At 60.8% G+C, this 25,184-nt stretch carries 20 protein-coding genes and 3 pseudogenes; 2 read left to right on the top strand and 21 right to left on the bottom strand.

Translation table 11 applies throughout. From position 1 onward, the window contains the following. Positions 1-237: 237 nt before the first annotated feature. The 18 genes and pseudogenes from J5278_RS30995 to J5278_RS18625 form a co-directional block, all read right to left on the bottom strand. Positions 238-620 (bottom strand): annotated as a pseudogene (locus J5278_RS30995) (type II toxin-antitoxin system VapC family toxin). Next, positions 617-817 (bottom strand): type II toxin-antitoxin system VapB family antitoxin, encoded by a 201-nt coding sequence (locus J5278_RS18705; protein WP_142831764.1) that lies wholly within the window; start codon positions 815-817, stop codon positions 617-619. The pseudogene J5278_RS30995 and the gene J5278_RS18705 overlap by 4 nt, the downstream one beginning before the upstream one ends. A gap of 130 nt (positions 818-947) precedes the next feature. Then, the gene (locus J5278_RS18700) at positions 948-1,910 is read right to left on the bottom strand and encodes a C-terminal binding protein (protein ID WP_247749390.1); all 963 of its coding nucleotides are present in this window, start codon (positions 1,908-1,910) and stop codon (positions 948-950) included. 46 nt (positions 1,911-1,956) lie between these two features. Then, positions 1,957-2,928 (bottom strand): ketopantoate reductase family protein, encoded by a 972-nt coding sequence (locus J5278_RS18695; RefSeq protein WP_209185943.1) that lies wholly within the window; start codon positions 2,926-2,928, stop codon positions 1,957-1,959. Positions 2,929-2,940: 12 nt separating this feature from the next. Continuing rightward, positions 2,941-4,122, bottom strand: coding sequence for an acyl-CoA dehydrogenase family protein (locus J5278_RS18690; protein WP_209185944.1), 1,182 nt, complete (start codon positions 4,120-4,122; stop codon positions 2,941-2,943). A gap of 119 nt (positions 4,123-4,241) precedes the next feature. Then, positions 4,242-5,345, bottom strand: a complete 1,104-nt coding sequence (locus J5278_RS18685; RefSeq protein WP_219258873.1) for an LLM class flavin-dependent oxidoreductase — start codon at positions 5,343-5,345, stop codon at positions 4,242-4,244. A 168-nt stretch (positions 5,346-5,513) separates the two neighbouring features. After that, positions 5,514-6,605, bottom strand: coding sequence for an LLM class flavin-dependent oxidoreductase (locus tag J5278_RS18680; RefSeq protein WP_209185946.1), 1,092 nt, complete (start codon positions 6,603-6,605; stop codon positions 5,514-5,516). After that, entirely contained in the window at positions 6,602-8,332 is a 1,731-nt protein-coding gene (locus J5278_RS18675) for an ABC transporter ATP-binding protein (RefSeq protein ID WP_209185947.1), read from the bottom strand. The genes J5278_RS18680 and J5278_RS18675 overlap by 4 nt, the downstream gene beginning before the upstream one ends. Beyond that, positions 8,311-9,159, bottom strand: coding sequence for an ABC transporter permease (locus J5278_RS18670; RefSeq protein ID WP_209185948.1), 849 nt, complete (start codon positions 9,157-9,159; stop codon positions 8,311-8,313). Before J5278_RS18670 ends, J5278_RS18675 begins: the two co-directional genes overlap by 22 nt. Then, entirely contained in the window at positions 9,156-10,166 is a 1,011-nt protein-coding gene (locus J5278_RS18665; protein ID WP_209185949.1) for an ABC transporter permease, read from the bottom strand. The genes J5278_RS18670 and J5278_RS18665 overlap by 4 nt, the downstream gene beginning before the upstream one ends. Positions 10,167-10,204: 38 nt before the next feature. After that, positions 10,205-11,857, bottom strand: coding sequence for an ABC transporter substrate-binding protein (locus tag J5278_RS18660; protein WP_209185950.1), 1,653 nt, complete (start codon positions 11,855-11,857; stop codon positions 10,205-10,207). A 220-nt stretch (positions 11,858-12,077) separates the two neighbouring features. Then, the gene (locus J5278_RS18655) at positions 12,078-14,396 is read right to left on the bottom strand and encodes a molybdopterin guanine dinucleotide-containing S/N-oxide reductase (protein WP_209185951.1); all 2,319 of its coding nucleotides are present in this window, start codon (positions 14,394-14,396) and stop codon (positions 12,078-12,080) included. A gap of 43 nt (positions 14,397-14,439) precedes the next feature. Then, positions 14,440-15,816, bottom strand: coding sequence for an FAD-binding oxidoreductase (locus J5278_RS18650; protein ID WP_142831775.1), 1,377 nt, complete (start codon positions 15,814-15,816; stop codon positions 14,440-14,442). Next, positions 15,813-16,562: a sulfurtransferase gene (locus J5278_RS18645; RefSeq protein ID WP_209185952.1), complete on the bottom strand. Its 750-nt coding sequence runs from the start codon at positions 16,560-16,562 to the stop codon at positions 15,813-15,815. The genes J5278_RS18650 and J5278_RS18645 overlap by 4 nt, the downstream gene beginning before the upstream one ends. Positions 16,563-16,621: 59 nt before the next feature. Then, entirely contained in the window at positions 16,622-17,224 is a 603-nt protein-coding gene (locus J5278_RS18640; protein ID WP_142831777.1) for a 2-hydroxychromene-2-carboxylate isomerase, read from the bottom strand. After that, entirely contained in the window at positions 17,221-17,805 is a 585-nt protein-coding gene (locus J5278_RS18635) for a TetR/AcrR family transcriptional regulator (protein WP_142831778.1), read from the bottom strand. The genes J5278_RS18640 and J5278_RS18635 overlap by 4 nt, the downstream gene beginning before the upstream one ends. 316 nt (positions 17,806-18,121) lie before the next feature. Further along, positions 18,122-18,687 (bottom strand): annotated as a pseudogene (locus J5278_RS18630) (nitrilotriacetate monooxygenase); the annotation flags it as partial. 515 nt (positions 18,688-19,202) lie between these two features. Continuing rightward, on the bottom strand, positions 19,203-19,817 hold the full coding sequence (locus J5278_RS18625) for an FMN-dependent NADH-azoreductase (protein ID WP_142831779.1): 615 nt from the start codon (positions 19,815-19,817) through the stop codon (positions 19,203-19,205). Between the two features lie 131 nt (positions 19,818-19,948). Between J5278_RS18625 and J5278_RS18620 the strand changes: the two genes are divergently transcribed. Next, positions 19,949-20,917: a LysR family transcriptional regulator gene (locus J5278_RS18620; protein ID WP_219258871.1), complete on the top strand. Its 969-nt coding sequence runs from the start codon at positions 19,949-19,951 to the stop codon at positions 20,915-20,917. Between the two features lie 681 nt (positions 20,918-21,598). Beyond that, positions 21,599-21,937: a hypothetical protein gene (locus J5278_RS31615; protein ID WP_374109201.1), complete on the top strand. Its 339-nt coding sequence runs from the start codon at positions 21,599-21,601 to the stop codon at positions 21,935-21,937. Between the two features lie 100 nt (positions 21,938-22,037). Here the strand turns inward: J5278_RS31615 and J5278_RS18615 are convergent, their stop codons facing one another. The 3 genes and pseudogenes from J5278_RS18615 to J5278_RS18605 all read right to left on the bottom strand — a co-directional run. After that, entirely contained in the window at positions 22,038-22,325 is a 288-nt protein-coding gene (locus J5278_RS18615; protein ID WP_209185954.1) for an integration host factor subunit beta, read from the bottom strand. Positions 22,326-22,364: 39 nt separating this feature from the next. After that, the gene (locus J5278_RS18610) at positions 22,365-23,108 is read right to left on the bottom strand and encodes a DUF6118 family protein (RefSeq protein ID WP_209185955.1); all 744 of its coding nucleotides are present in this window, start codon (positions 23,106-23,108) and stop codon (positions 22,365-22,367) included. An 8-nt stretch (positions 23,109-23,116) separates the two neighbouring features. Further along, a pseudogene (locus tag J5278_RS18605) lies at positions 23,117-25,153 on the bottom strand (Ti-type conjugative transfer relaxase TraA); the annotation flags it as partial. Positions 25,154-25,184 lie beyond the last annotated feature (31 nt).

Here is a 25,184-nt window from a genome sequence, read left to right as displayed (position 1 = left end):
CGCTCGTCGCAGAGATGATTTACGATCGCAATAGTATCAATAGTAGAACGGCAGATTTCGCAGTCCAGTCGCTTAAAACCGGACAGTCAACTCTCGGCCCCAAAATCAGCCTTTCTCCCTTAAGTCAAACGACTTTCCCCGCTGTGGCATCTCAGCGCGTTAGCTCTATTCAAATAACAGGGTCGTTGGTTCAGATCCCTTCAAGGCGTACGTATTCGGATGCCATCCTTCCGAATTTTAGTTTGGCGCGCTCGTGGGTGCATACAGTGAGGCACCCGCTTTTCGTGCCGCGGCAGCTAAACGCTTGTCTCTGGTCCATAGCAACGATCGCCTATCGAGCAGTATCGAAGCCAGCAAATGTGCATCCGTGTACCCGATCCCCATGCTGAAAATCGAGTGCCGACCGATCATCGTTATTACTTCGTAATGGCTAGCGACTAGTGCCTCTCTCTGCGCCGAAAAAACGCCATGACGGCCCCACGGTCGCGAAGACTGCCGAGCGCCAATTCTCCGACAACGACGGGGTGACAGAGTAGCCGGTCGTCCGCGATAACTTTGCGCAACTCCACGTCACCATGGCGGAAATGATCAATCCAGATCGAGGTGTCTACCAATATCACTTCGCCGCTTCGCTCCGGCGGCGAGGGGCTGCCTCTGCATCTGGCATGGTACCCCCGAGAGCAGCGAGACGCTTTCCGGATTCGACCCGCACAAGTGTCTCCAAGGCCTGGCGGACAAGTGCGGCTGTTTCCTTTGTTCCAGTCAGGGACCTCGCCTGTTCCATGAGGTTATCATCGAGATTGATAGTGGATCGCATGCTCTGACTCCTATCTTCGAACCGGATAATTAGCACCATTTGGTGCTAAAATCCATGCCTCACTAGCGCGATAATCCAGGGCCTTAAATCCGGATCCCTTCAAGCGCGAGCCATCTGGATGCGAGCCGCATTAGTCCGTTACTTGATTTCGAAGTTTCCCATTTTCAAGCAACAATTTGACAGTTTGCGCTGCGTTGTGTCGCATCTCGATGGCGGCATGGTCTGAATAGAAAGCCTTGTGCGGCGTTATCACCAAGCGTCCCGCGAGCCAGTCTTCACGGTTGCGCCACGCCGACAGCAGCGGATGGTCGCGAGGCGGTTCCTGCACCAGCGTGTCGATCGCTGCCGCTCTTAGGCGGCCGCTTTTGAGCGACGCTTCAAGCGCGTCGAAGTCATCAAGCAGTTCGCCCCGGGCCGTATTGACCAGAATTGCCCCCGGCTTGAGCCGGGCAAGCCCGTCGGCATCTAGCATGCCGCGCGTCTCTGTTGTCGTGGGACAATGGAGCGTAACGATATCGGATTGCGCCAGCAGATCATCCAGTCTTTGGGCGCGCTGGTACCCGACCGCCTTCTCATGACCGGGCGCCTGGCCGGGATCGTAGCCAAGGACCCGAAAGCCAAATGGCTTCAGTCGATTGACGACCGCGGTGCCTATTCGCCCTACCCCTACGACACCCACGGTGGCCTCATTCGAGCGCGAAAGAGGTGTCAGGCTGTGGATCTGCCATCCGGACGTATAGCCGCGAGCGCGGGCATCATGCTCCCATAGCCGCCTGTGCAGGGACATGATCATGGCGATCGCATGGTCAGCGACTTCCTCGGTGCCATAGTCGGGATTGTTCGCGAAGGGGATGCCGGCACTGTCCAAAGCCGAAAGATCGATCTTTTCATAGCCGACGCCGTAGCGCACGACGCCTCGGCAGCGCGCCAGATGGGCAATACTTCGGGTACCCAATCGCGCGCCCCAGACCATCAGAGCGTCCAGCCTGGCCAGACGGTTCGGATCGAAAAGCATCTCGTCGGTGGTGCCGAAGAAATCGATTTCGACATCGCTTCCCAGGACCTCCGCCTCAAGATCGGGCGCGCCGATCATGTGGTCGGTAATTCCAACTACATATTTCTTCAGCTGTCCCATTGTTTCAACCGAATACGGTGGCGACGTCCACCGAACCCGGCAGTGCTCCATCGCGAGCAAGCTTCGCCACCGCCTGCTGAAAGGCGGCGTTGATCGGTGCGGCTACGCCGTGAAGGCGCCCGAGGCGCACGATCTCACCGTTCAGATAATCGACTTCGCTCGATGTGCCGCGCACGAAGCTTTGCCACGTCGATTGCTGGCCGCGCTCGATGCCGCTGCCTTGCGCGACCCGCCAGCCGGATATATCGACAACGCGTTCCGAAGATGCAGCGGGGTCATATCCCGCGGCCTCCAACACGGTGCGTGCTTCACTTGCGAGATCGGTAGCGGCTCTGGCGCGGGCCTCCGGTGCTCCAGCAAAAAGCTCGACGGCGTTGGTGACATTGTGTTCCAGCTTCGCGGCCTTCCAGCGCCGGATGTCGGCCCGGGCCTCTGCCGGATATCCCGCCTTCGTCAGATCAGAGGTGATGGCCGATGCTGTGTTGTCGAGGCCATGCGGATAGCGTCCAAGGGTCACCACGCCGATATTAGGCTCACCGCCAACGACAACCTCGCCGGTAACGGTATAGCGTGCGGGAATGAGAATGCTCGCCGCATAGACATGGCTGAAGCGTCGAAGCGCGATGTCCTCGGCGGCCAATCCATTCTGGAATGTTACCAGGGGCAGTTCCGATGCAAGCCCGCCTCCCTCTACATCGCGCCACGCCCAGAAATTGGTTGCAGCCTCGACATCCTGCGCCTTCATCGTCAGGAGAAGGATATCGTCCGGTGAGAGGTCGGGCGGCGTTGTGGTATCGACCGCGTTAAGCCGGACAATTCCCGTTTCCCTGGGCCTGCGATAGGACAGGCCATGAAGCGCGATATGCGATATCTGCGCCCCGCGTCCCACCAGGACATAAGGAATGTCGTTGATCTCGAACTGGGCGGCGAGACTTGCGCCAACCGCGCCAGCGCCGACGATGATGTAGCGTTTCATTGTGCGTCTGCTTCAGGCTGTCTTGAGGACGGGGATGTCCGTGGAATATTGCGATACGGCGGCCTGGCCCTGTCTCCATCGATCAAAAGCTGAGCGCCCGAGGATGGACATGCATGTATCTTCCTGCGGAGCGTGGACGAGAACGGCCTGGATGTCGCGAAAATGCCTCTCAAGCCCCAGATCGCCACCGAGACCCGGATTACCAAGGCTTCGCACAGCGATCTGGACCGCATCGCGCAGCTGCCGACCGGCTATGATCCGGGCGCGGATCAGCCGTTCCGGGTCGCCCTGGCCGCTTTCGAGCGAGTCGAAGATGATATGGCGGGCACCGGAAACGAGCAGGTCGATTTCTCCTGAGAGGTTGACGAACCGCTCCGTGCGAGCAATGGGATGGCCGAGATTGGTCGGTACGCGCTCGTGGGCATAGCGGATGAACTCGGCCTGGGCCGCTTCGGCAACGCCCAGATAGATCGCGGTCAGTGCCAGCGTCATGGCCGCGTGGGCCCGATTGTCCTGCTGGGCCACGGAAGGATCGACGAGGTCCAGCACGTTTTCCGCCGGGATTTCCACATCATGGTATTTGACGTCGTGAGAGCCTGAGGCGCGCATGCCCAGGCTGTTCCAGTTCTCGATCACCTCGATGCCGGGCAGTCCGTTTGGCACGATGAAGGTTCCAACGCGTGTCGTCGTTTCGTCGGTGCGCGCCCAAACCAGGAAGTGTGTAAGCCCATGGGCACCGGTAACGAAACGCTTGTGGCCGTTGATCGCCCAGCCATTCCGGGTTCGGCGGGCGAGGGTCGCCGGCAGGCCGCCGCGCGCTGGCGAGCCCAGTTCCGGCTCGACGCGGGCGGCGTTCAGCAGCAGCGGGCGGTCCTTTGCCTCTTCCAGCAGGCGCTTGTAGAGATCTTCCGGCCAATTGTTTCTGGTGGCCTGGCCAAGATGGTTGAAGATGGTCATGGCGGTGATCAGCGCCACGGACGGATCGCCGCGCCCGAGCGCTGCCAGAATCTGGGCAGCATCGTAAAGGCTGCCGCCCCTGCCGCCAAAGCGGGTGCCGACGGTGGTTTCCAGAAGGCCGCTTTCATGAACGGCGCGAATGCCTGCCCAAGGAAACGAGCCGCTGCGATCAGCATCGGGAGCGGCTTCTGCAACAATCCGAACCGTTGCGTCGAGACTGCTTGTATCATGGGGCATGGGCTGGGGCCTTCTGACTATGGGATAAGCGCGGCCTTCTCTGCCGCGAGACAGATTGCGCCGATCGCTCGGCGCAAAAGCTTGGTATGCGAAACGTCTGTGCGCGCCTGACGAAGAATTCAGGCGGCCGCCTTCTTCTTCGAGTCTTCCCGATCACGAATGCCTTCGCGCACCAGTGGCAGGATGTAGCGGCCATAATCGACGGCATCGTTGTAGTTGTCATAGCCGCGGATCGAGATCAGGTCGGCGCCAAGATCGATGTAATCGAGAATGGAATCGGCGATGGTCTGCGGCGATCCGACGAGCGCGGTGGTGGCCCCGCTTGCATTGGTGGCGGTCACCGTCGGATACCAAAGGGCGCGATCTTGGACATTGCCACGGGATGCAATGTCCAACAGCCGCTGCGAGCCGACATTGGCGGGGCGCGGAGCCGAAAGTGGAGAGCGGCTGAGACCCTTCTCGCGGTTCTCGTTAAGCCAATCAAGGACCTTGTGTGCTTTCACCCAGGCGAGTTCATCGGTCTCGGCCACGATCGGTCGGAAGGTGACCCAGATGCGCGGACGATCGACCCGGCCCGCTTTTGCGGCTTCGGCATAGATCCGATCGATCTGCTGCTTGGTTTCGGCCAGCGGCTCGCCCCAGAGGCCAAAGATATCGGCCAGCGAACCACCGATCCGGTAGGCGGCATCGGAGGAACCGCCGAGCGATATGGGAATGAGGCCCTTCGTCGGGCGCACGGCACTGCGGAACTGTTTAAACTGGTAGTATTTGCCATCGAAGTCGAAAGGCTCGGTCGATGTCCAGACCAGTCGCAGGATGCGGATATATTCTTCCTGCCGCTCGTAACGCTCTTCCTTGTTGAGAAAATCGCCTTCGCGCGCCTGCTCGTCATCATTACCGCCGGCAATGAAGTGGACGACCACGCGCCCGCCGCTCAGCTGATCGAGCGTCGCGAGCGATTTCGCCGCAACTGTCGGATAGACGGTGTTGGGCCGAAGGGCGACGATGATCTTGATATTCTTCGTATGGGCGAGGATGGTCGCGCCAATGGTGAAGGGATCGAAAGATGACGATGAGTAGGGGATCAGGGTATAGTTGAAGCCATAATCGTCGAGGGAGCGGGCATAGCGCTCGAGGAAGAGCGGATCCACCGGTGCATCGGGAATGGGATTGAGATCGTTGGATTCGTTTGGAAACGTGACGCTGATGAATTCTGCGGCCATGTGAGCCTGTCTCCCTGAGGGTTATCGGTAGGTGAAAAGTAGAACCTGCCAAGCTGGGGAGGAAGACAGGTCATTCTTATTCCATAGAAACTGTAGAAAATATTCGCGCTAGGACACCGGTATCGAGTTGATCGGCATTCCGACGCTGCGTCGGGTCAGGCTTTGGGATCAGAAGCTGGGAGACCAGCCGAGGCTTGGAGCCACAGTGTCCGTGAAGTCGGCGAGCAACCGGATATTCTCTTGCAGGCCAAATGCCGGCGGCAGAAAAAGAATGACTTCATCGGCGGCGCTGAGGCCGGGATCGTTGTAGATCGCTTCGAGAACCTGGTTGGGGCCGCCGTGGAATACGGGGGAAATCTGTGTTCCAGGCGGCTGGTTGACGTGCTCGGTGGGCTGAAGTGCACCCTTAGGACGGGAGGCGGCAATGCCAAGCGTGCGCCGCTCCAGGTCGTAGGCGGCATATTTCTCCCGTAAGTCCGCGGTATTGCCGACGAGGATGGATGCGGCCACGATCACCGGTGGCGGCTCCGTTCCCCATATCTTGCGCCAGTGGGTGCGGTAAGCCGTGATGCTGCGCGCCTGATATTCGCTGAAGGTTTCGCCCTCCTCGTGGTCGTGGAGGACGGTGCCTGAGATCAGCCCGATACCGATTTCCGCAGCTTGCACTGCGGATGAAAAACTGCCCGAGCCCTGCCTGATGCGCGAACGCAGCGTCGGGCTGTGGGGCGTGACGCGCAGTTCGGCGCCTTCCGGCGCACCAAGGCCCGGCTCGGTAACGGTGTGCAGGATCTCGCCCGAAAGTGCGGCGAGAAAACGGGACTGGCGGCGCTTTGCCTCGGTGCGGGCGTCGGTATCGACCGTGCCGAATACGGCGTCGAACGCGGCGTTCGCACCCGTCGAGATGGCAAGCTCCAGACGGCCATCGATCAGGAGATCGGTCGTGGCCGCGGCCTCTGCAAGCAGGATCGGATCCTGGTAGCGCATGGGGATGACGGCCGAGCCAAGCGTGATATGGGAGGTGTGCTGGCCGGTTGCGGCAAAAAATGGCAGCGGCGAGGAGAGATAGTGGTCGAAGTGCCGCTGGTAGGCCCAGCCGGACTGCAGGCCTAGTCGCTCGGCTGCCTTAAACAGCTCGATCCCGTCGCGCAGCCCCTGTGCCGGGCCGGCGTTGTCGTTGAAAGACACCCTGGTGTTGAAGCCAAGCCGCTTCTTCGCTCGGAATGATGCTGGCAGAGTGCTGGAGGGCACGGTGATGTTCATGCGATATTTTCCTTTTGGAAGGCCCGTCGCGGTTCCACATGCGGAACCGGCGCGATATTTGCAGCGCCGGACGGGATCGCTTCCAGCAGAGACACAGTGTAAGGCTGTTGGGGATTGTCGAAGATGTCGGCGACAGTCCCGTGTTCGACGATCCGCCCGCGCTGCATGACCGAGACGGTGTGCGCGAGTTGGCGCACGAGGGCCAGGTCATGCGACACGAAGACATAGGTCAGGCCCAGCTTGGCCTGCAGCGAGAGCAGCACCTCGACGATACCGGCCTGGACGCTGACGTCGAGTGCGGAGGTGGGCTCGTCGAGCACGATGACGTCCGGCTTCAGAACGAGCGCGCGAGCAATCGCCACACGTTGGCGTTGGCCACCTGAGAGCGCACCTGGCTTGCGGGAAAGAAAGTCTTCCGCCAGCCCGACATCTTTCAGCGCTTCGCGAACCCTTTCGACCTGCTCCTTGCGTGTTCCAATCTTGAACCGGTCGAGCGGCTCACGAACCAGCTCCTCGACTTTCCAGGACGGGTCGAGCGACGTGAAAGGGTTCTGGTAGACGATCTGCAGGTGGCGCCAAACTGAGCGCAGCGAAGCCTGAGAACGCCCCGTGAGTTCCTCGCCGGACACCCAAATCTGGCCGATATCGGGCTGCTCCAGCCCAAGCAGCAGCCGGATCGTCGTTGTCTTGCCCGAGCCGGACTCGCCGACCAGCGCATGCGTGGTGCCGGCCGGAACGCTGAAGGAAACCTTGTCGACAGCCGTCACCACCTTGTTACCGACGGTGAAGTTCTTCGTGACGGCACTGACCTCGATCTTGGAGGACTTGCCGCCAACAGCCTTGAGCATCCGGAAACCGGGGTCGCGCAGCGCGGCATACCGGTTTGGATTAAGAACAGGCACATCCGCGTGCAGTTTCTTCGTGTAGGCCGATGTCGGTGAAGAGAAGACGGCGGTGGTGCTGCCGGCCTCCTGCACGACGCCGTCCTTCAGCACCACCAGAGCATCGGTTCGCTCGGCTGCAATCGCCAGGTCGTGGGTGATCAGCAGCAGGCTCATGTCCAGCTCGCGCTGCAGCCGTGAGAGAAGATCGAGGATCTTTTTCTGGATGGTGACATCAAGCGCGGACGTCGGCTCGTCGGCGATCAGCAATGCCGGGCGAGGCAGGACGGCTAGGCCGATCAGCACGCGCTGCAGCATGCCGCCGGACAGCTGATGCGGGTAGGAGTCAAAGACACGCTGTGGATTGTCAAGCCCGACCTGCGCGAAGGTATCGAGGACCAGAGCCTTGCGGATGGCCTTGTCGGGCTCATCGAGGAGAGCGGCCGCTTCCATTGCCTGGACACCAATAGTTCGCACCGGGTTCAGCGAATTGCCCGGATCCTGGGGAACGAAGCCGATGGCCCGCCCGCGCAATGGCCGGAAGCGACGTTCGGGCAGACCGAGAATTTCCTGGCCTTCGAACGCGATGCGACCGCTGGCTCGCCCGCCATTAGGCAGCAGCCGAAGCACAGCGCGCGCGATGGTTGATTTGCCCGAACCGGATTCACCGATGAGCGCAAGGCTCTTGCCGCGACCAAGTTCGAAACCGACGCTTGAGACGACTTCCTTCTGCCCGTAGGAAACCGAAAGCCCGTCGGCCTGCAGCAGCGGAGTTGGACGCTTCAACGTCAGTGGAGAGGTATCGGCACGGCTGAGTGCCGCAGCTAGTCTGTCTTGCGGAGCCATCGGCTAATCCTGTTCATAGAGAGGACGGTCGCGATCGTGACGAAGGCGGGCGCGTACACCAGCCACGGCCATTTCAGGTAATCCTTGCCGATCGACACCAGCAGGCCCCAGTCCGAGGCAGGTGGCGGGTCGCCATATCCTAGAAAGGCAAGACCGGCGATCAGCATGATGGAATCGCCGAATTGCAGCACTGCCAGCGGGAAAACCGAACGCGAGGCATTTGGCAGCACATGGCGCCAGAGGATGTGCCAGCGCGAGCCGCCGAGCAGAAAAGATGCCTCGACGAAGGTCGCCTGGCGGGTCTTGATGACTTCCGACCGCGTGACACGGGCGAACATCGCCACGGCCGAGACGCCGGTGGCGATCGCAGCGTTGGTGGTGTCGAAGCCGATTGCGGTGACCACGATGACGGCGAGCAGGAATTTCGGTATCGCCAACAGCACGTCGACCATGCGGGCGAGCAGGGTGTCCAGCCGGCCGCCGAAGAAGCCGCCGAGGAGCCCGATGAAACCACCGGCGAAAACGCCGATGACGACAGCGATAAGCGCGCTCCTGACGGAAGAGGCTGCGCCGTAGACAACACGCGTATAGAGGTCGCGACCCAGCTGGTCGGTTCCAAACAAGTGCGCGGCGCTGGGGCCAAGTAGCTTGTGGGCAGGCGTTCCGATGGCCGGGTTCTCGCTTGTGAACAGGCCGGGGGCGAGTGACCACGCGAGCACCAGCGCGACGATTGCGAAGGATAACACCACGGTCGCCGGCACCCGGATGGATGTCAGCCAAGCAGCCATGGTGAAACGTGGACTGGAATAGCCGGAAACAAAGGTCATGATTTCACCGCTTGAGAAAGAACAGCCGAATTGTCGTCGGCGGTGACCGGCCGCCGTTCGGCAGGGCCGAGCAGTTTCACGCGGGGATCGAGCAGAGGGTAGGCAAGGTCGGCCAGCAGATTGACGACCACGAAGACCACTGCCGCCAGCGAGACGATTGCCTGCAGCACCGGCAGGTCCTGCGTGCTGACCGAGCGCTGGACAAGGCTGCCGACGCCGTTGCGGCCAAACACCGCTTCGGTGATCAGCGAGCCGCCGAGCAGTTCGCCGATGGTCAGCGCGATGACCGTCACGACCGGCAGAGAGGAGGGCTTGAGCAGGTGCTTGGCAAAGAGCCGCATCTGGCTCAGACCACGGCTGCGGGCGACCGCGGCATATTCTTGCCCGGCCTCGTGATCGAGGTTGGCGATGAGCACTTCCGCGATCTGTGCCGAGATGGGAATGCCGAGCGCAAGGGCTGCGAAGAAGGTCGCCCAGAAGCTGTCCGGCTTGATTACTCGGAAAAGCCCCAGCTGGAAGCCGAAGATGTGGATGAGCACCAGGCCGATCACGAAATTGGGCACTGACAGGAATAGGGATGGAAAGCCGCGAAGCAGCCCCTGGCCAAATTCCTTTCGAAGAAACCGTGTTCCATAGGCAATGGTTATCGCCAGTAACAGCGCCACGACGAGACCGGTGAACGCAAGGATCAGCGTCGAAGGCAGCACATCGGCGATCAGGATCGATACGGACCGGTTGGTTCTCATCGAGATACCGAGGTCGCCAATGATGAAATGCGAGAAGGAGTTGGACAATTGCACCAGCACTGGTTTGTCCAGACCCTGGGCTGCGATGATCTCCTGGATCTCGCCCTCGGTGAAGCCGTTCTGGGGGTTGCGCAGAACGTTGGTGATCGCGTCGCCCGGCAGGATGCTGACGACGATGAACGTGAAGACATAGGCCAGCAGGACGACGACGACGGCCTGGATCAGGCGCTTTGAAGCGTAATTCAGGTAGGGGTTGCTCATGCGCCTGATATCCTCACGTTCATGACTTGCGTTAACCGCTATTCGCTCAGCGAAGCCGTGTAGTAACTGGCATAGGCGACGCCGTTGTAGGTCTCGCCCTTCAGCTTCGGAGACTGCACGTAGATGCGCTGGACCATCTGGGTGCGAGGGATGAAGTAGCCCTGCTCCAGAACGTATTTCTGCAGTTCGTCGAGGAGCGGCTTTCGAATTTCGACGGTGGCGGCACCCGCGATCTTGTCACGCAGATCGTTAAGCTTCGTGTCGCGCTCGTCGAGCGCAAACCAGTTCTCGCCGTTGTTGGCGTTGGTGAGGATGCTGGCGACTGTTCCCGCATCGATGAAGCTGCGCGTCACCTCGTAAGCCGGCACGGCCGGACCGCCGAATGCGACCTTCTGGCCGAACGTGACCACGTCGTAGGCGCGGATATCGACCTTCCAGCCGATCTTGCCGAGCTGCTGGGCGATCAGTTCGTCGATCGACTTCGATGTTGCGAGATAGGGGTTTGAATAGAGTGTCAGCACCAGCCGCTTGCCGTCCTTGGCGCGGATGCCGTCGGCGCCCTTGACCCAGCCTGCTTCGTCGAGGAGCTTTGCGGCCTTGTCCGGATTATAGGCCAGCAGCGGGCTCTGGTCGGTCGCGCCGGGCACGTTGCTTTGGATGAAGGACGTCGCGAGCTTCCAGTCCGGCGTATAGACGGTGTCGATGATTTCCTGGCGATTGATGCCAGCCTGAAGAGCCTGGCGTACCTTGACGTCATCATAGGGTGCAAGCTTGGTGTTGACGGCCCAGCCGTTGACGAAGCCGAGATAGCGCGGCGTCGAAACGGTGAAGCCATCCGCCTTGAGAGACTGAAGCTCCTGCGGCGAAGCGTTATAGGCAATTTCGGCCTGATCGGACTGGACGGCGGAAATCCGCAGCGATTGCTCGGATACCAGCTTGTAGGTAATTGAGTCGATATAGGCCGGGCCGCTGTGACCGACGGCGGCAGGTCCCCAGTTATAATCCTTGCGTTTCACCAGCTTGACGAAGTCACCTTCCTTCCAGGAGTCGACCACATAGGGACCGCTGCCTGACGTCTTGCTCAGGTCAGCCTGGTCGGTTGCCGGCTGCGCGATCGTCTTCGGAGAGATCAGGATCGAGCCGTGGTAGCCAAGAGTCGGGATGAAGCCGAGCGTTGGCTTCTTGAAAACGACCTTCACCGTGGCGGCGTCAACGACCTCGGAATGATCGTAGGTCTTGGGGAAGAGACCGATCGGGTTTATGCCTTCCTTCTTCCGGCCGGCGTACCAGATGTCGAGGTTGGCGACGACAGCCGCTGCGTCGAGCGGGGTGCCGTCGGAGAAGGTCACGCCGCTCTTCAGGTGAAGTGTGAATTCGGTGGCCTTATCGTTCTGCTCCCATTTTTCGGCCAGCCATGGGCTCACCTTGCCTTCAGCATCGACGTAGATGAGCTTGTCCGTCACATGACCCCAGATATGGCCCTGGAAGCTGGAAATCGCGCTATTATTGGGAATCCAGGTGTCACCAAGCGAATCTATGAGGAAGGTGATGTCGCCGCCTTCACGCGGGCTTTCGGCACCCAGAGTCGGGGTCAAGCCTACCGTCGCCACAAACGCAGTTGCTACCAGCGCGGACGTGCCGACAAGCAGACGACGTCGGGAAAGGGAAAAGAAAGCGGAGCGTTCGGTCATATCGTGTCCTGTATTTTTCCAAGCGGATCAATACGCTTAGAGTATGCAGGGCAGCTGACCGGAGAAAGACCAGTTGTTCTTTTTCTATCAATTTAATGGATTATTTTGTTCGGTTTCGAGGTGCGCAGGGGTCAGCTTTTTTCGGGCGCCGATATTGGCGGCGATCAGACCTACGGGACGGCAGCTTCAATCGATGGCAAGGAAGCGTGGGTGATTGCTGTCAATCCCTCTTCATCTCGGGGCCATGAGCGCCATCTGTAAACTTCATTTCTTCGAATATTCGAACTGGGGGCGGGTCGCCGTGAAATCGTTCGACTTGCACGCGGGTTATTTGCCCGGTCGAGCCCTGCGCCAATCTTGAGGTGCCGACATCATGTGCTAGAATGTTGGGATTGCCGTGCACGCACATGGCTTTATCGGCGCTCCGGTCGTCCGGCTCGAACCACGCGCCGGTCGCAAGCTGCATAACGCCTGTCCGCAGCTCCTGGCTGAGGATCGCGGCGGCAAGGCAGCTGCCACGGTCATTGAACAGCCTCACGATGTCCCCATCGACGATGCTGCGCTCGGCAGCGTCGGCCGGGTGAATGCGGACCGGTTCACGGCCCTTGATCTTCGTCGAACGGCTGAAATCGCCGTAGTCGAGCTGGCTGTGCAGGCGCTGATGCGGCTGGTTGCAAACGAGGTGCAGCGGATAGCGGTCGTCGCCTGCGTGCCGGGCCGGGTACCATCGCGGATGGCCACGGCAATCGGGGTAGCCAAAGCCTTCGACAGTTTCGGAGAAGATCTCGATTTTCCCCGAAGGCGTCGGCAGGGCCGATGCGAGCGGATCGTCGCGGAAGGCCCGCGCCGGACCGCCCATGTCTGCTTTCAGCGGCAGGCGGATTTCTCCACGATGCCAGAATTCCTCGAAGTCCGGAGCCTCGTGGCCGCCGGCCTTCAGCGCCGTGCGGGTGGTCTCATACAGGAAGGCGAGCCATTCTCGCGACGATCGGTTTTCCGTGAAGGCCTCCGCCTTGCCGAGATGTGCCGCTATCGCGGCGAAGATCTCGTAGTCATCGCGCGACTCGCCCACCGGTTCGATCAGGCGCTTCATCGCCACCATCAGCGGATCACCGGCTGAAGCGCCGATATCCTCGCGCTCGAGTGTCGTCGTCGCCGGCAGGACAATGTCCGCGTGGCGGGCCGAGGCGGTCCACGCCGTCTCGTGCACGATGATGGTTTCCGGCCGGCGAAAGGCCTCGCGCAGCCTGTTGAGATCCTGGTGATGGTGGAACGGATTTCCGCCTGCCCAGTAGACCAGTTTGGTATCGGGATAGTGCGCATCAATGCCGTTGTACTGAAATGCCTCGCCCGGATTGAGCAGCATGTCGGCAATTCGGGCGACGGGAATGAAATCCGCCACAGGATTGCGGAACTGGTTGAAGGTCGGCAGCGGCACGGCCAGTTGCTGCTTGCCGTTGTTGCCCAGGGCGCCCAGCGAATAGGAGAAGCCGCCCCCGTCGAGGCCCATCTGGCCGAGCATCGCGGCCAGCACAATGCCCATCCAAACCGGCTGCTCGCCATAATCGGCTCTTTGGAGGGCGTGGGCAACGGTAATCAGTGTTCTTGCCCCCGCCATTGCCCGTGCCAGCTCTTCGATGACGCCTGCATCGATGCCGCAAATGGCAGACGCCCATCCAGGGCTTTTCCGTTGGCCATCGCTGCGGCCAAACAAATAGTCCTCGAAGCACTCGTAACCGACGGCATAGCGATCAAGGAAGTCGCGGTCGTGCAGCCCTTCCGTGGCAAGCACATAGGCAAGGGCGAGCATCAGCGCGACATCGGTGCCCGGCGTGATGGACAGCCATTCCGCGTTGGCTTCTAAGGGAAAGTCGTCTCGCAACGGACTGACGAGGACGAAACGCGCGCCGCGCGTGCTGGCGCCCATCAGCTTGTCACGCACGATGTGCTGACTGTTACCGCCGCCATGGACGTCCGAATTCTTGATGGCCATGCCGCCGAAGCCGACAATCAGTTCGCTGCTCCGCTCGATCGCGTCCCAGGTGACACTCTTGCGGTCGAAGTGATCGTAGGGTCCGAGCACATGAGGGATGATCACCATTGCGGCGCCGGAGCTGTAGGTGTTGACGGACCGGACATAACCACCGAGCACATTCAAGAAGCGATGGACCTGGCTCTGGGCATGATGGAAGCGGCCTGCGCTCGACCAGCCGTAGGAACCGCCGAACACGGCCGTCGGGCCGAAGTCGCCATAGACCCGCTCGAGCTCAGCCGCGACGAGCTCGATTGCCCTCGCCCAGCTCACCTCGACATAGTCGTCGGCGCCACGGTCCAGCGCATTGCCCTTCTTGCCCTCCAGCCAGCCGCGCCGCACGGCCGGACGTTTGATGCGCATCGGGCTGTCGGCGACAGCCGGCAGATTGCAAAGCAGAGGCGAGGGATGCGGGTCGGCCGGATGGGGTCGAATTTCAAGCGTGCCGTCGCGATAGCGCCCCGAAAAAGCGCCCCAATGAGAGCTGTGAGTCTGGAAGTCGTTCATCGGGAATACCTCTTCATTCTTCACGCAGCGGAGGCCAAGAAACTCATTCCGGCAGAATCTTGCCCGGGTTCATGATGTTCATGGGATCGATCGCGGCCTTGATCACGGCCATCAGATCGACGGCATCGCCGTGTTCGCGGCGCAGGTAGTCGATCTTGCCCGTTCCTATGCCGTGTTCACCGGTCGACGTGCCGCCGACCGAGAGTGCGTGCAGAACCATCGCCTTGTTAATCGCCGCGACCTCGTCGAGCTCTGCCCTGTTGTCCGGATCGACGGCGAAGACGACGTGATAGTTGCCGTCGCCGACATGGCCGAGAATGGCGGCCGGGACGCTGCAGCCCTGCAGCAGTGCGCGCGTCTTCAGAATGCAGTCGCTCAGTTCCGAGACGGGAACGCAGACGTCTGACGACCAGCCTTTGGCATTCTGACGCTGTGAAACCACTGCATAGAATGCGTTGTGACGCGCCTTCCACAGCCGGTTTCGATCTTCCGCTGCGTTGGCCCATTCGAAATCCCGGCCGCCATGCTCGTCGACGATCGCCGCCACCATGTCGACCTGCTCCTGTACGGCAGCGGGAGAGCCGTGGAATTCAAAGGCAAGTGTGTCCTCGATCTTCAGCGTCAGGTTGGAATAGGCGTTGACCGCAGCGATGAGCCCACGGTCCATCAGTTCCATGCGGGCGACGGGGATGCCCAGCTGGACGACAGCGATCGCTGTGTCGACCGCCTGCTCGACGCTCGCAAACGAGCACAGCGCCGCCGTAATTGTCTCGGGAATGCCGTAGAGTCGAAGTGTCACCTCAGTGATGATACCGAGCGTCCCTTCCGAGCCGATGAACAGCCGAGTAAGATCGTAGCCGGCCGAGGATTTGCGGGCCCGTCCGCCGGTGCGCACGACCTGTCCGCTCGGCAGGACGACGGTCAGCGACAGGACGTTTTCGCGCATCGTGCCATAACGGACGGCGTTGGTGCCCGAGGCGCGTGTCGCCGCCATGCCGCCGATCGAGGCGTTGGCGCCGGGATCAATCGGGAAGAAAAGTCCCTTGTCGCGCAGATGGGTGTTGAGCTGCTCGCGGGTGACGCCGGCTTCGACTGTGCAATCGAGATCTTCGGCGCCGACCCGGACGATCAGCGACATGCGCGAAAGATCGATGGAGATGCCGCCGCATATCGCCGTCAGATGCCCCTCCAGCGAGGTGCCCGCCCCAAACGCGATTACCGGCACGCCTTCGGCCGCACATAGCCGGACGGTCTGCGCCACCTCGTCAGTGTGTTCCGCAAATACGACGCCGTCCGGCATCGCTGCCGTATGGTAGGATTCGCCGCGGCCATGCTGCTCGCGCAGGGCAGGCGAAGTCGAGAAGCGATCGCCGAAAATGGCGCGGAGTTTGTCGGAAAGTTCTGTCGAGAGGTGCGTCATTCGCCGCCTCCGGTTTTTGCCGCGCCGGTGGCGGCCGGTGTGTCGCCGTGCTGTCCCCACTCGGTCGCGGCGCCGTCGTAGATCGCGACGTCCTGCTTGCCGACGAGATACAGCGCAAAGGCGAGTGCCGCCGCGGTAACGCCGGAGCCGCAGCTTGCGATGACGGGTTCGGCGAAATCGAGACCGGCATCCTCGAAGGCCGCGCGGATCTCAGCCAACGGGCGGACTTCGCCGGATTGCGGATCGGTCAGCGCGTTGAAGGGCAGATTGAGGCTTCCGGGAATATGTCCTGATCGCAGACCGAGCCGCGCCTCCTTTTCCTCTGCGGTGAAACGGCCGACCGATCGGGCATCGATGACTTGCTCCGCATGGCTCGTCAGATTGTCGAGAAGCTGCGCCTTTGAGCGGGCGGCAGCCGGCGCGAATTTGGCACGGAACGAGGTGCTGGCCGGACGGGTAACTTCGTCGGTCACCGGCCTTGCCTCGCTCAGCCATTTCTTCAGTCCGCCGTCGAGGATGGCGACCCTGTCGTGGCCGAAGGTCCGCAGCGTCCACCAGACCCGTCCCGCCGACATCAGGCCGGGCGTGTCGTAGATCACGACAACGCCGTCGTTGGCGATGCCGAGATCCGAGGCATGGCGCTCGAACGCCGCACTGGACGGTAGCATGTGGGGAAGCGTCCCATGGTAGAGATGGGCCGACAGCCATTCGGTGGACACGAGCGAACCTGGCAATGTAGCGGACATGGATTGCTCCCAGCAGTGCTGTTGGTGAGGGGGTGGCGGCAGCCATGCCGCATCACCCGTCAGGCGACGATCTTGTCGCCGTTCAGATGCCGGTCGAGGAATGGCAGGCTGTCCTGCCCCCAGTAGAGCTCACCATCGTAGCGGAAGGTCGGAAAGCCAAAGACGCCGCCCGCTCTTGCCGTCTCGAGGTTTGATTCCCAGGTGGCCTTGACGTCTTCGGCCTGGGCCCGTTGCTCCAATGCAGTGCCATCGAGCCCGGCAGCATCGGCAATGGCAACGCGGACAGTTGATTGACCGATATCCTCTCCTCGTTCCCAGAACGCCGCCTGTAGCGCGGCCGTCAGCTTCAACCAGTTGTCGCTACGCTCGATTGCGGCAATGACCATCAAACCGGCCGGCGTGGGATCGGAGAGAGTGGAGCGGTTGTCGAAATCTAGGGTCTTGCCGCGGACGGCTGCCCAGCGCTTCAGGTCTTTAATCCAGTAGGCGCGGCGGGCTTCCGGTCGGTTGCGCGAATAGATGGCGCCGTTGTCCTCAACGAGCGGAATCACGAAGGGGCGGATCGAGGCGCCGTGTTTGGCGGCAAGCGCCGTAAAGGCCTCAAGGCCGATGAAAGCCCAGGGCGAACCAATGCCGAAAAAATAGTCGATGTTCTTGGTCATGGAATGCTCTTTGCAGCTTTTCTGTTCGAATGAAGGGCCGTGTCGAAGACGGCGATGGCGCAATCGCGCGCGATGAGAACCACACCGGGATCGCGTTCGACGGCGACCGTTGCCAGCGCGCCTTCGTAGAGAAGGGAAAGATGTGCTGCCGCCGGTTCGGAGCCCAGATCGGAATTTGCCATGACGGCGCGGAAGATATCCTTCACCGTCTTTTTGTGCATACGCGCGACCGTCGTGACGCGCACCGAATCGCCATGTTCGGCAACGGCGAGCGCGAATGCACAGCCGCGGAATTCCGGACTGTCGGCTTTCTGGTGCAGCTGCTCGAAAATCATTCGGATCTGATCCCGTGGCGTCTTCGCCTCGTCAAGAACCTCTCGAAGCGATCGGATGACGCGGTGGTGGCGATCTTCGAGATAGGCGGCGACAAGATGGTCCTTTGAAGGGAAATGCCGATACAGTGTGGCCTTGGCAACTTTGGCCTCCTCGATGATTCGGTCAATGCCAACGGCACGTATGCCCTCGCGATAAAATAGCGCTCCCACCGCGGTGAGAATCTGGTCGGATATTGGCTCTTTCATGAAACGACTTCGGGCTGGAGGGGGTTGATAGTGTCTGGCAGACCGGTCGATCCGCCTGCCGTGCCTGTAGATACGAGTTTGTCGTGTCCAGCCGCCGGGCAAATCGATTTGCATGGTGCGCGCTTCACGAATGACCCCGCCGCGGATAGAGCAATGCATCTAAGCGTGAAACGGCAACAGAGAAAGACAGGTTGTTCTTTTTCTTCCTGCCTTAAGGAAATGGTTTTGCTCGGTCGAAGCTGCGGCGTCGGGGCGCTATTGCCGGCGTCAGTCGAAAACGCCTTGGCCACCTGCGGCGCGCTACGTTTCCGGTTTATCACCCTGCAGCAGCAAGGAGTGCGGGCTGATCGAGGCCGAGATGGTCTCGCAGCGTCGAACCGCTGTAGTCCAATCGGAACAGGCCGCGCTCCTGCAGATGGGCACGACCAACTGGGTGAAATCTTCCAGTCCCTGCAGAAAGAAGGGCGGCATGACATTGAACCCTTCGGCGGCGCCAGCTTCGAACCACTGCTGCATCCGGTCGGCAATCTCGACCGGCGTTCCGACCAGCATGTTATGGCCGCGTCCTGCAGCAACCCGCAGCGCCAACTGACGGATGGTCAGCTTTTCCCGCTTCGCCAGTTCGGTCAGCAATTCGGCGCGGCTGCGCGGCTGATCCGAGATCGGCAGATCGGGCAGGGGAGCATCGAGATCGCGGCCTGCCAGACTATGGCCCAGCCGTTCCTCGAGACGCGGCATCGCGCTCTTGATGTCCGTCCATTGATCGAGCCCAGCCCGCTTTTCGGCTGCCTCGGTCGAGGTGCGGCCGATCACCGCCAGGAAATCTGGCATCACGGCCACGTCTTCCGGCCGGCGTCCGAAGGCAACAACGCGTGCCTTCAGTCGGCCGCCGGCTTGTCGCCTGTGCCAGCTACGGCGTGCAGGTAATCGGTTCGGTACTGGTCATTATTGCTGTAGGTAACAGTGGGCCGTGGCTTTTTCTCGGCATCGCGCTGTTTGGGTTGGGAGTTGGAAACGCCACATCGCTACCGCTACTCATCGCACAGCAGGAGTTCCCCCAGCAGAGACCGCGCGCGTGGTGCCGCTGATGGTCGCCATCGGTTAGGCTGGTCATGCCTTTGCGCCGGCAGCTTTTGGTCTGCTGCGGGGCTGACGGTGTCTATGCCGCCGGATCAACCTTGCTGTTCCTCTGCGCAGCGGCAATACAGGTCGCTGCGATTGGATGCATCCTTTTGGGCCGGCGAAGAAGGCCGCTTGATGCCCCCCGCGTTGCCGGAAGAAATTTTGGATACGATTAAAGGCAAGTTGCTAAAAATAACTGGTCCAAGTCAGACGCGGCCCAATAGAAAACGGCCGATTCGTTTCCGGCCGCTCCCTCGTCACAACAATGCTATGGATCAGGCAGCAGCCGCCAGTTCGTCAGAACGGGTGCGGGCAGCTGCAATGGCTTTCTCAGCCGCTTCAGGACCATAGGCGAGGCCTTCGACCACCACCGTCTCGACGTCGGTGACGCCGATGAAGGCGAGAATCGACTTCAGGTACGGCGTGGCGTGGTTCAGCGCCTCGGCCGGGCCGGTCGAATAGATCCCGCCGGAGGCAAGCACGATATAAGCCTTTTTGCCGCTGGTCAGGCCAATCGGGCCGGTCTCGCCATATTTGAAGGTCAGGCCGGCACGGGCGATATTGTCGATCCAGCTCTTCAGTGACGAGTAGATGGAAAAATTGATCATACCGGTACCGATGATCAGCGTGTCGGCGGCAAGAAGCTCTTGGGTCAGCATGTCTGACGTCTTCGTCACTTCATTCTGCTCGGCTGTGCGGCCGTCGGCTGGCGTGCGAATGGCGGTTGTGAACACTTCGTCGATGTGCGGCAGCGCCGTCGCGGTCAAGTCGCGGTGCACAAGCGTTGCGCCGGGCGTCTGTGCCTTGAGCTTTTCGGCAAGTTCAGTGGCGATCTGGGTCGAGAGAGAATCGGAGCGTGGGCTGGATGTAAGGAGAAGGATGGAGGACATGAGGCATTTCCTTTTTCGATAGGCGGCGGTTCAGTCAGCAATCGATGCCGTTCCCCGAACAGATAGGCCAGCATGACTATCGAAAAAACTGTGATAATATGGATCGCAGTTATCGATGAAGTGGATGGATCGTGCTGCCTAACCCGACATTGGACCAATTGCAGGTATTTCTGGCTGTCGCCGAGGCTGGTAGCTTCTCAGCCGCCTCACGCTCCCTAAACCGCGCCCAGTCGGTGATTTCCTATACGATCGCCAATCTGGAGGCACAGCTTCAAGTCGGGCTGTTCGAACGCTCCGGCGCCCGCCAGGCGAAGTTGACCGATGCCGGTGCGGCCATGCTCGGGGATGCCCGCCGCATCCTCTCCGATTTGGAGGTCATGCGCGCCCGCGTCGGCAGTCTCAAGGAAGGGATCGAGGCCGAGGTCGCCGCGGCCATCAGCGTCATGGTGCCGACCGGCCTGATGGTCGAAGTGCTGCGGGAGTTCCGCGACCGTTATCCGTCCGTCTCTATGCGTCTCAATGTCGGCGAACTCGGAGCCGTCATGGAACTAGTCTCCAGCGGTCAATCGACGATTGGCATCGGCGGTGCGATCTTCAAGCAGGACGATTCGTTGGTAGTCGAGCGCATCGGCCATTCCTTCATGATGCCGGTCGCCGCTGCCAATCATCCGCTCGCCGCAATCGACCGGCCGTTGACGATCGCCGATGTCCGCGAAGAGGTGCAGCTTGTTGTCACCGATTCCACGGCGATGACCAAGGGTCGTGATTTCAACGTTTTGTCCTACCGGACCTGGCGCGTCAGCGACGTCGCCACCAAGCATCATCTGGTGCGGGGCGGCCTGGGCTGGGGCGGGTTGCCGGCGTCGCTGATCCGCGAGTACCTTTTGAGCGGCCGCCTGGTTCATCTCGACCTTGAAGCCTACGAGCAGGGCGAATACCCGATCTATGCGATCCACAAGCTTGCCCATCCGCCGGGTCCGGCGACCGTCTGGATGGTCGATGCGTTTCGCTCGCGGCTGACCACCTGCCCGAGCCGCATCGATTTCATGGAAGGCCGGATGCCCTTTGACAAGCCGGAAGACGCCATCGCCGCGGAATGAATGGACGCCATAGGCGCCCATCGGATGATTCGACGCTTGGCTTCTACAGCACCAGCCTGAAGGTGTGAAAACCGATGGCGATGACGCTGACATCTTCGATCTTGGCGCTTTTCAGGTCAGCGATGAGAACGGCGGTGCAAAAGTCGGCCACGGTGGTGGCGGGATAGTCCCACTTCGGCGGAGTAAATCTCGGCCACCTACTTAGCCTTCTGCGATGAGTGCAGTAGGGTCAGAGGATCTACACAGCGCAACCGAGGTTCGCCAACTGATGAGTAAACTTTTGCGGCCCGATCAACATTACCAATCCAAAAGTTCCATAAATCACCCTTACGCGCCAACTCCATGATATTGCTTGGAAAACGTCTCACTCTTAGCGCGAGGTTTTTTCCGTTGGATGGGAAACGTTTAGGCTTGTTTGTTCTGGCTCGGGGCTTCTCAGGTCGACTCCAGGCGAAATCGGCTTGGAATGAGCGTTGAGAGAAAGCAACTGCTCAAGGCGGGCTCGTGAAATGGCGGGCGCATGGAAACGCATTATGTATCTCTCAATTAACGAGCCTTGATCGTGTCCAACTCTTGTTAATGGCGCAACCACCCAGACCTTCAGTCCCCAGCGAATTGAGGGGCTTATCCAACCTTGCTATCTAGGTTGATTGCATCATCGCAACATGCAACTATTGATTTATGATCCCCCGGCGGTACATACTCAAGATGAAACGATATTTCTTCCACGTTCGGAACGGGCTAATCTTCTTCCAGGATTTGGAAGGAAGTATAGTTAAGGATCTTGAAGCGGCTATCGACGACGCGCAACGATCCGTAAAGGAGATCGTTGCGGATTGTAGCGCGTCTGGAAAACCTGTTGGCGGTCAGCAGTTTGAGATTGTCGATGAAGCTGGCATCGTTTGGGCTGTCATCCAGTTCAGGCCTTCATCCCCCGGTCTGGTGCCGAGACCCTCGAATGGATCTGAACGGTGCATCGCCTACCAAGCCGATAAAACCTGGGCGCTTGACGCGATTTAACGTACCGCTCGGCTGCCTAGGGGAGCCTAATGCCGATCTTTTGGGCACGCCACATAGCTTGCAATAAGACCTTCGGTTCGCTTCGCGATACGTTCCCGGCTTACGAATTCCCGGAATTCAAGTGCTCTTGTATTTCCTTTCCGGCCTTAAAAAATGGCACCCATTTGTCATCGACAAAGACGGTTTCCCCGTTTCTCGGGTTGTGCCCGGATCTCGGCGGGCGGTGTCGCACGGAGAAGCTCCCGAACCCACGAAGCTCGACCCGGTTGCCCTTTTCCAGGGCCTCGGTAATTCCCTCGAGAATGATGTCGACGATCCGCTCGACGTCTCTGTGGTAGAGGTGGGGATTGCACGCCGCGACGATTTGGACGAGTTCCGATCTTGTCATTGTGTGGCCTGTAAAATCTGGTGGCTGAACGAATGTTGGTTACTTGTCGGAAGCTGGCACGGCAACTGTGATTACGCAACGCTGCTCGCTTTTGGCCTTTGCGGCCGCTTCAGCGCAGGTCGTGAGCGCCTGCTGATTGGCACGCACGAGAGCACTGGCATCGGCAATACCACGCCATCCCTCGGGGCTCGCCGACTGCATCAGGGCGATCCCCGCATCCCAGCGATCGGCATTCATGACCGTGGCGGCAATCGCCTTGTCGATCGATCCCGGTAGCAGGCGCGGCCCAAGGGTCAGGGACACTCCGCCCATGACGATGCCGACGGCCAGGGCGCCGAGCAGCCAGCGATCCTGGGTCTGCCGGTCGCGGACACCGCTGACGACCTCTCTGATATCGGCCTCTACCCGCTGTAGACCACGCTCCCGGTTCTCCAGCGTCCGAACGGCGTTGGCCGAAATGCGATCAGCGGCGATTTCGATCAACCGGGCATAATGTTCGGGGCTGTTCTTCAGGGCCGGAGACTTTTGGATCACCATCAGGTGCTTGCCGATCAGCATCAGGCTCTCGGCGATCTGGCCGATATCTACGCTGTGGTCGGTCGGCTGCTGGAACGTCCCGAACCGTTCGAAGGCGGCCTCCACGCCCTTGCGAATGACCACCATTTCGCCACCGAGATCGCGGGCGAGCTTCTCCACGGTCCGGCGCAAGGCCTCGAAGGCTTCGGTCGCCTCATCGATTTCGGAGGGCATCCCCCGCTCCTGATCGTCGGTGCTGTCAGTCATAGGCACTCCTATCGTTCAAGCCCTTGGCTACGCCCGCGGGAAATCTGTCGGTCCATCTCGCGGGCGATAGTCTGTTCCTGGCGGATATTGCCGATGCCGAGCTCCTGGGCGCGGCTGCGCACGATAGCCTCCACCTGTGGATCCTTTTCGATCTGAGCAGATACCTGGCGCATTTGCCCCTCAACCTTGCCGCGGGCCTCATCATAGGTCCAGCCGCGAAGGCCCTGGCGCTCCGTCTGTAGTTCCTGCCAGCGATTGATCAGCCGGTCGGCCCGAACGTTTGGATCGGCCTGCAAAGCCTTTTCCTTCTCCATGCCAGCGATCAAATGACTGACGCGCTCGCGGCCGGTATATGCTCGCATAGCTTTCAAGATATCCGGATCATATCGGGCGGCTGAGGCCATGAGTGCCGGTGATCCAGGCTGCGCCCGCTCCATCTGCCGGCCGGCTTCATGCAGTCCCAATTTCTGGCTCGCAAGAATGGGCAATCCCTGATCCTGCATCCTCGCTGCAGCGGTGAAGGCGCGGGCATACCGGTCGACCGCCTGCTCGAACTGCGACGGCCGCCGCCATGCCTCAGGCGATCGTGGAATATCTGGCCTGTCCAGCGGCTCACGCTCCCTGGCGGCAGCATTCAGCTTCAAGCCGGCAAAGATGCTGCGCTTCGAGCTCGCCGCCTGCGGAGGGCGCTCCTCCGCCGTTTTGGGACGATCTTGCAATGGCTGGGGTTGCGACGCTCCCCTGTGCCCGAGCTTCAAGCCAGCAAATGCGCTGCGACGCGGAGCCTGCTGGTGGTCGGAAACAGCCCGAGCGGGATCGCGTTCAGGACCGGCCTGCATTGGGGGTCGCACCTCATCAGAGGCACGCAGTGCCGACCGGTCCTGAACCTCCCGTGCCGGATGGTCCGCACGGGAGACCAGTTCTTGGACAAGCTTTGGGGCAGGAGCAAGATCAATCTCGCTTCTGATGCCAAAATGCTGCGCGACGCCACGGCGCTCGGCAAAGTCCCTGGTATAGTCGAGCGTGGTTTCCTTGGCGCCGGAGCGGCTGAGCCGGCTTTCCATCTGTCGATAGGCAAGTTCGCCAGCGCCAGCGACTTTCCAGGAATTGCGCTCGGCCGTCGTGCCGTTTGGAAGGTGCACTGTCTGCGATCCGCGATGCTCAAGCCCGATCCTGTCTCCGATCTCCGGCTTCGCCTCAGCCATTGCCCGACCGAGATCGACGCCCCAGGTCGTGTGCTTCTCGCCTCGATCGTTTTCCAGCGTCACGAAATAGCTGTCGCGGTTACCGGCCTTGTGTTCGAACGGCGCAACGCCATGCGCGACCAGGCGACCTCCATTGCGATTGAACTCGTCCTGGCTCCCATAAAGCTGCACCCCGTCGCGATGGCGGGTCATGGCGACATAGGTCAGATGCCGGTCCATTGTCGCGGACGCCATGACGAACGCCCTGTCCACTGTCGCACCCTGGTTCTTGTGGATCGTCGTCGCATAGCCATGATCAAAACTTTGGTAGGAATTTGTGTCTATCCTTACCAGGCCAACTCCATCCCCTGGCGACAGTACACTGCCGTCGAGCTCCACATGTAGTGCGTCGGGCTCGACGGCCTTTACTGTCCCCAGCATGCCATTCTTCACGCCGAGATCGCGATCGTTCTCCAGGAAGACCAGCCGGTCTCCCTCGGCAAAATCGCGGCGGCCATCATTGGTCTGATAGGTGAAGGCCTTCGGCCGCTCCTGCTCCTGGGCGGAACGCTCTCGTTCCATAAGATCGCCACTGTCGCGAACCTTGGCAAGCGCGCCGCGCGCCTGCAGCTCGCTTCGGATTGCATCGTTGATGGCGCGAACATCGACACGCCGATGCGCCATCGCCACACGGCTGCCGTCCGGCCGCTGCTCCCGATCGGCAAGATAGTCGCGAACGATCTCGGCGCGTGCCGCCTCGCGCGTCTCGCTGAACGAAACCTTGCCGTTGTCCCGATAGGTAGCCAGACCGTCCACTGTGCGATGAGTGGCAAAGGCAACCGAGGCCTCGCGCTGCTCATCGGAAAGATGCGCCGTCTCCAGGCGCCGGTCG

Origin of the sequence: Rhizobium sp. B21/90 (assembly GCF_019355815.1) — a bacterium.
Lineage (GTDB): Bacteria > Pseudomonadota > Alphaproteobacteria > Rhizobiales > Rhizobiaceae > Rhizobium > Rhizobium rhododendri.
This window is presented reverse-complemented; position numbering and strand designations above follow the sequence as displayed.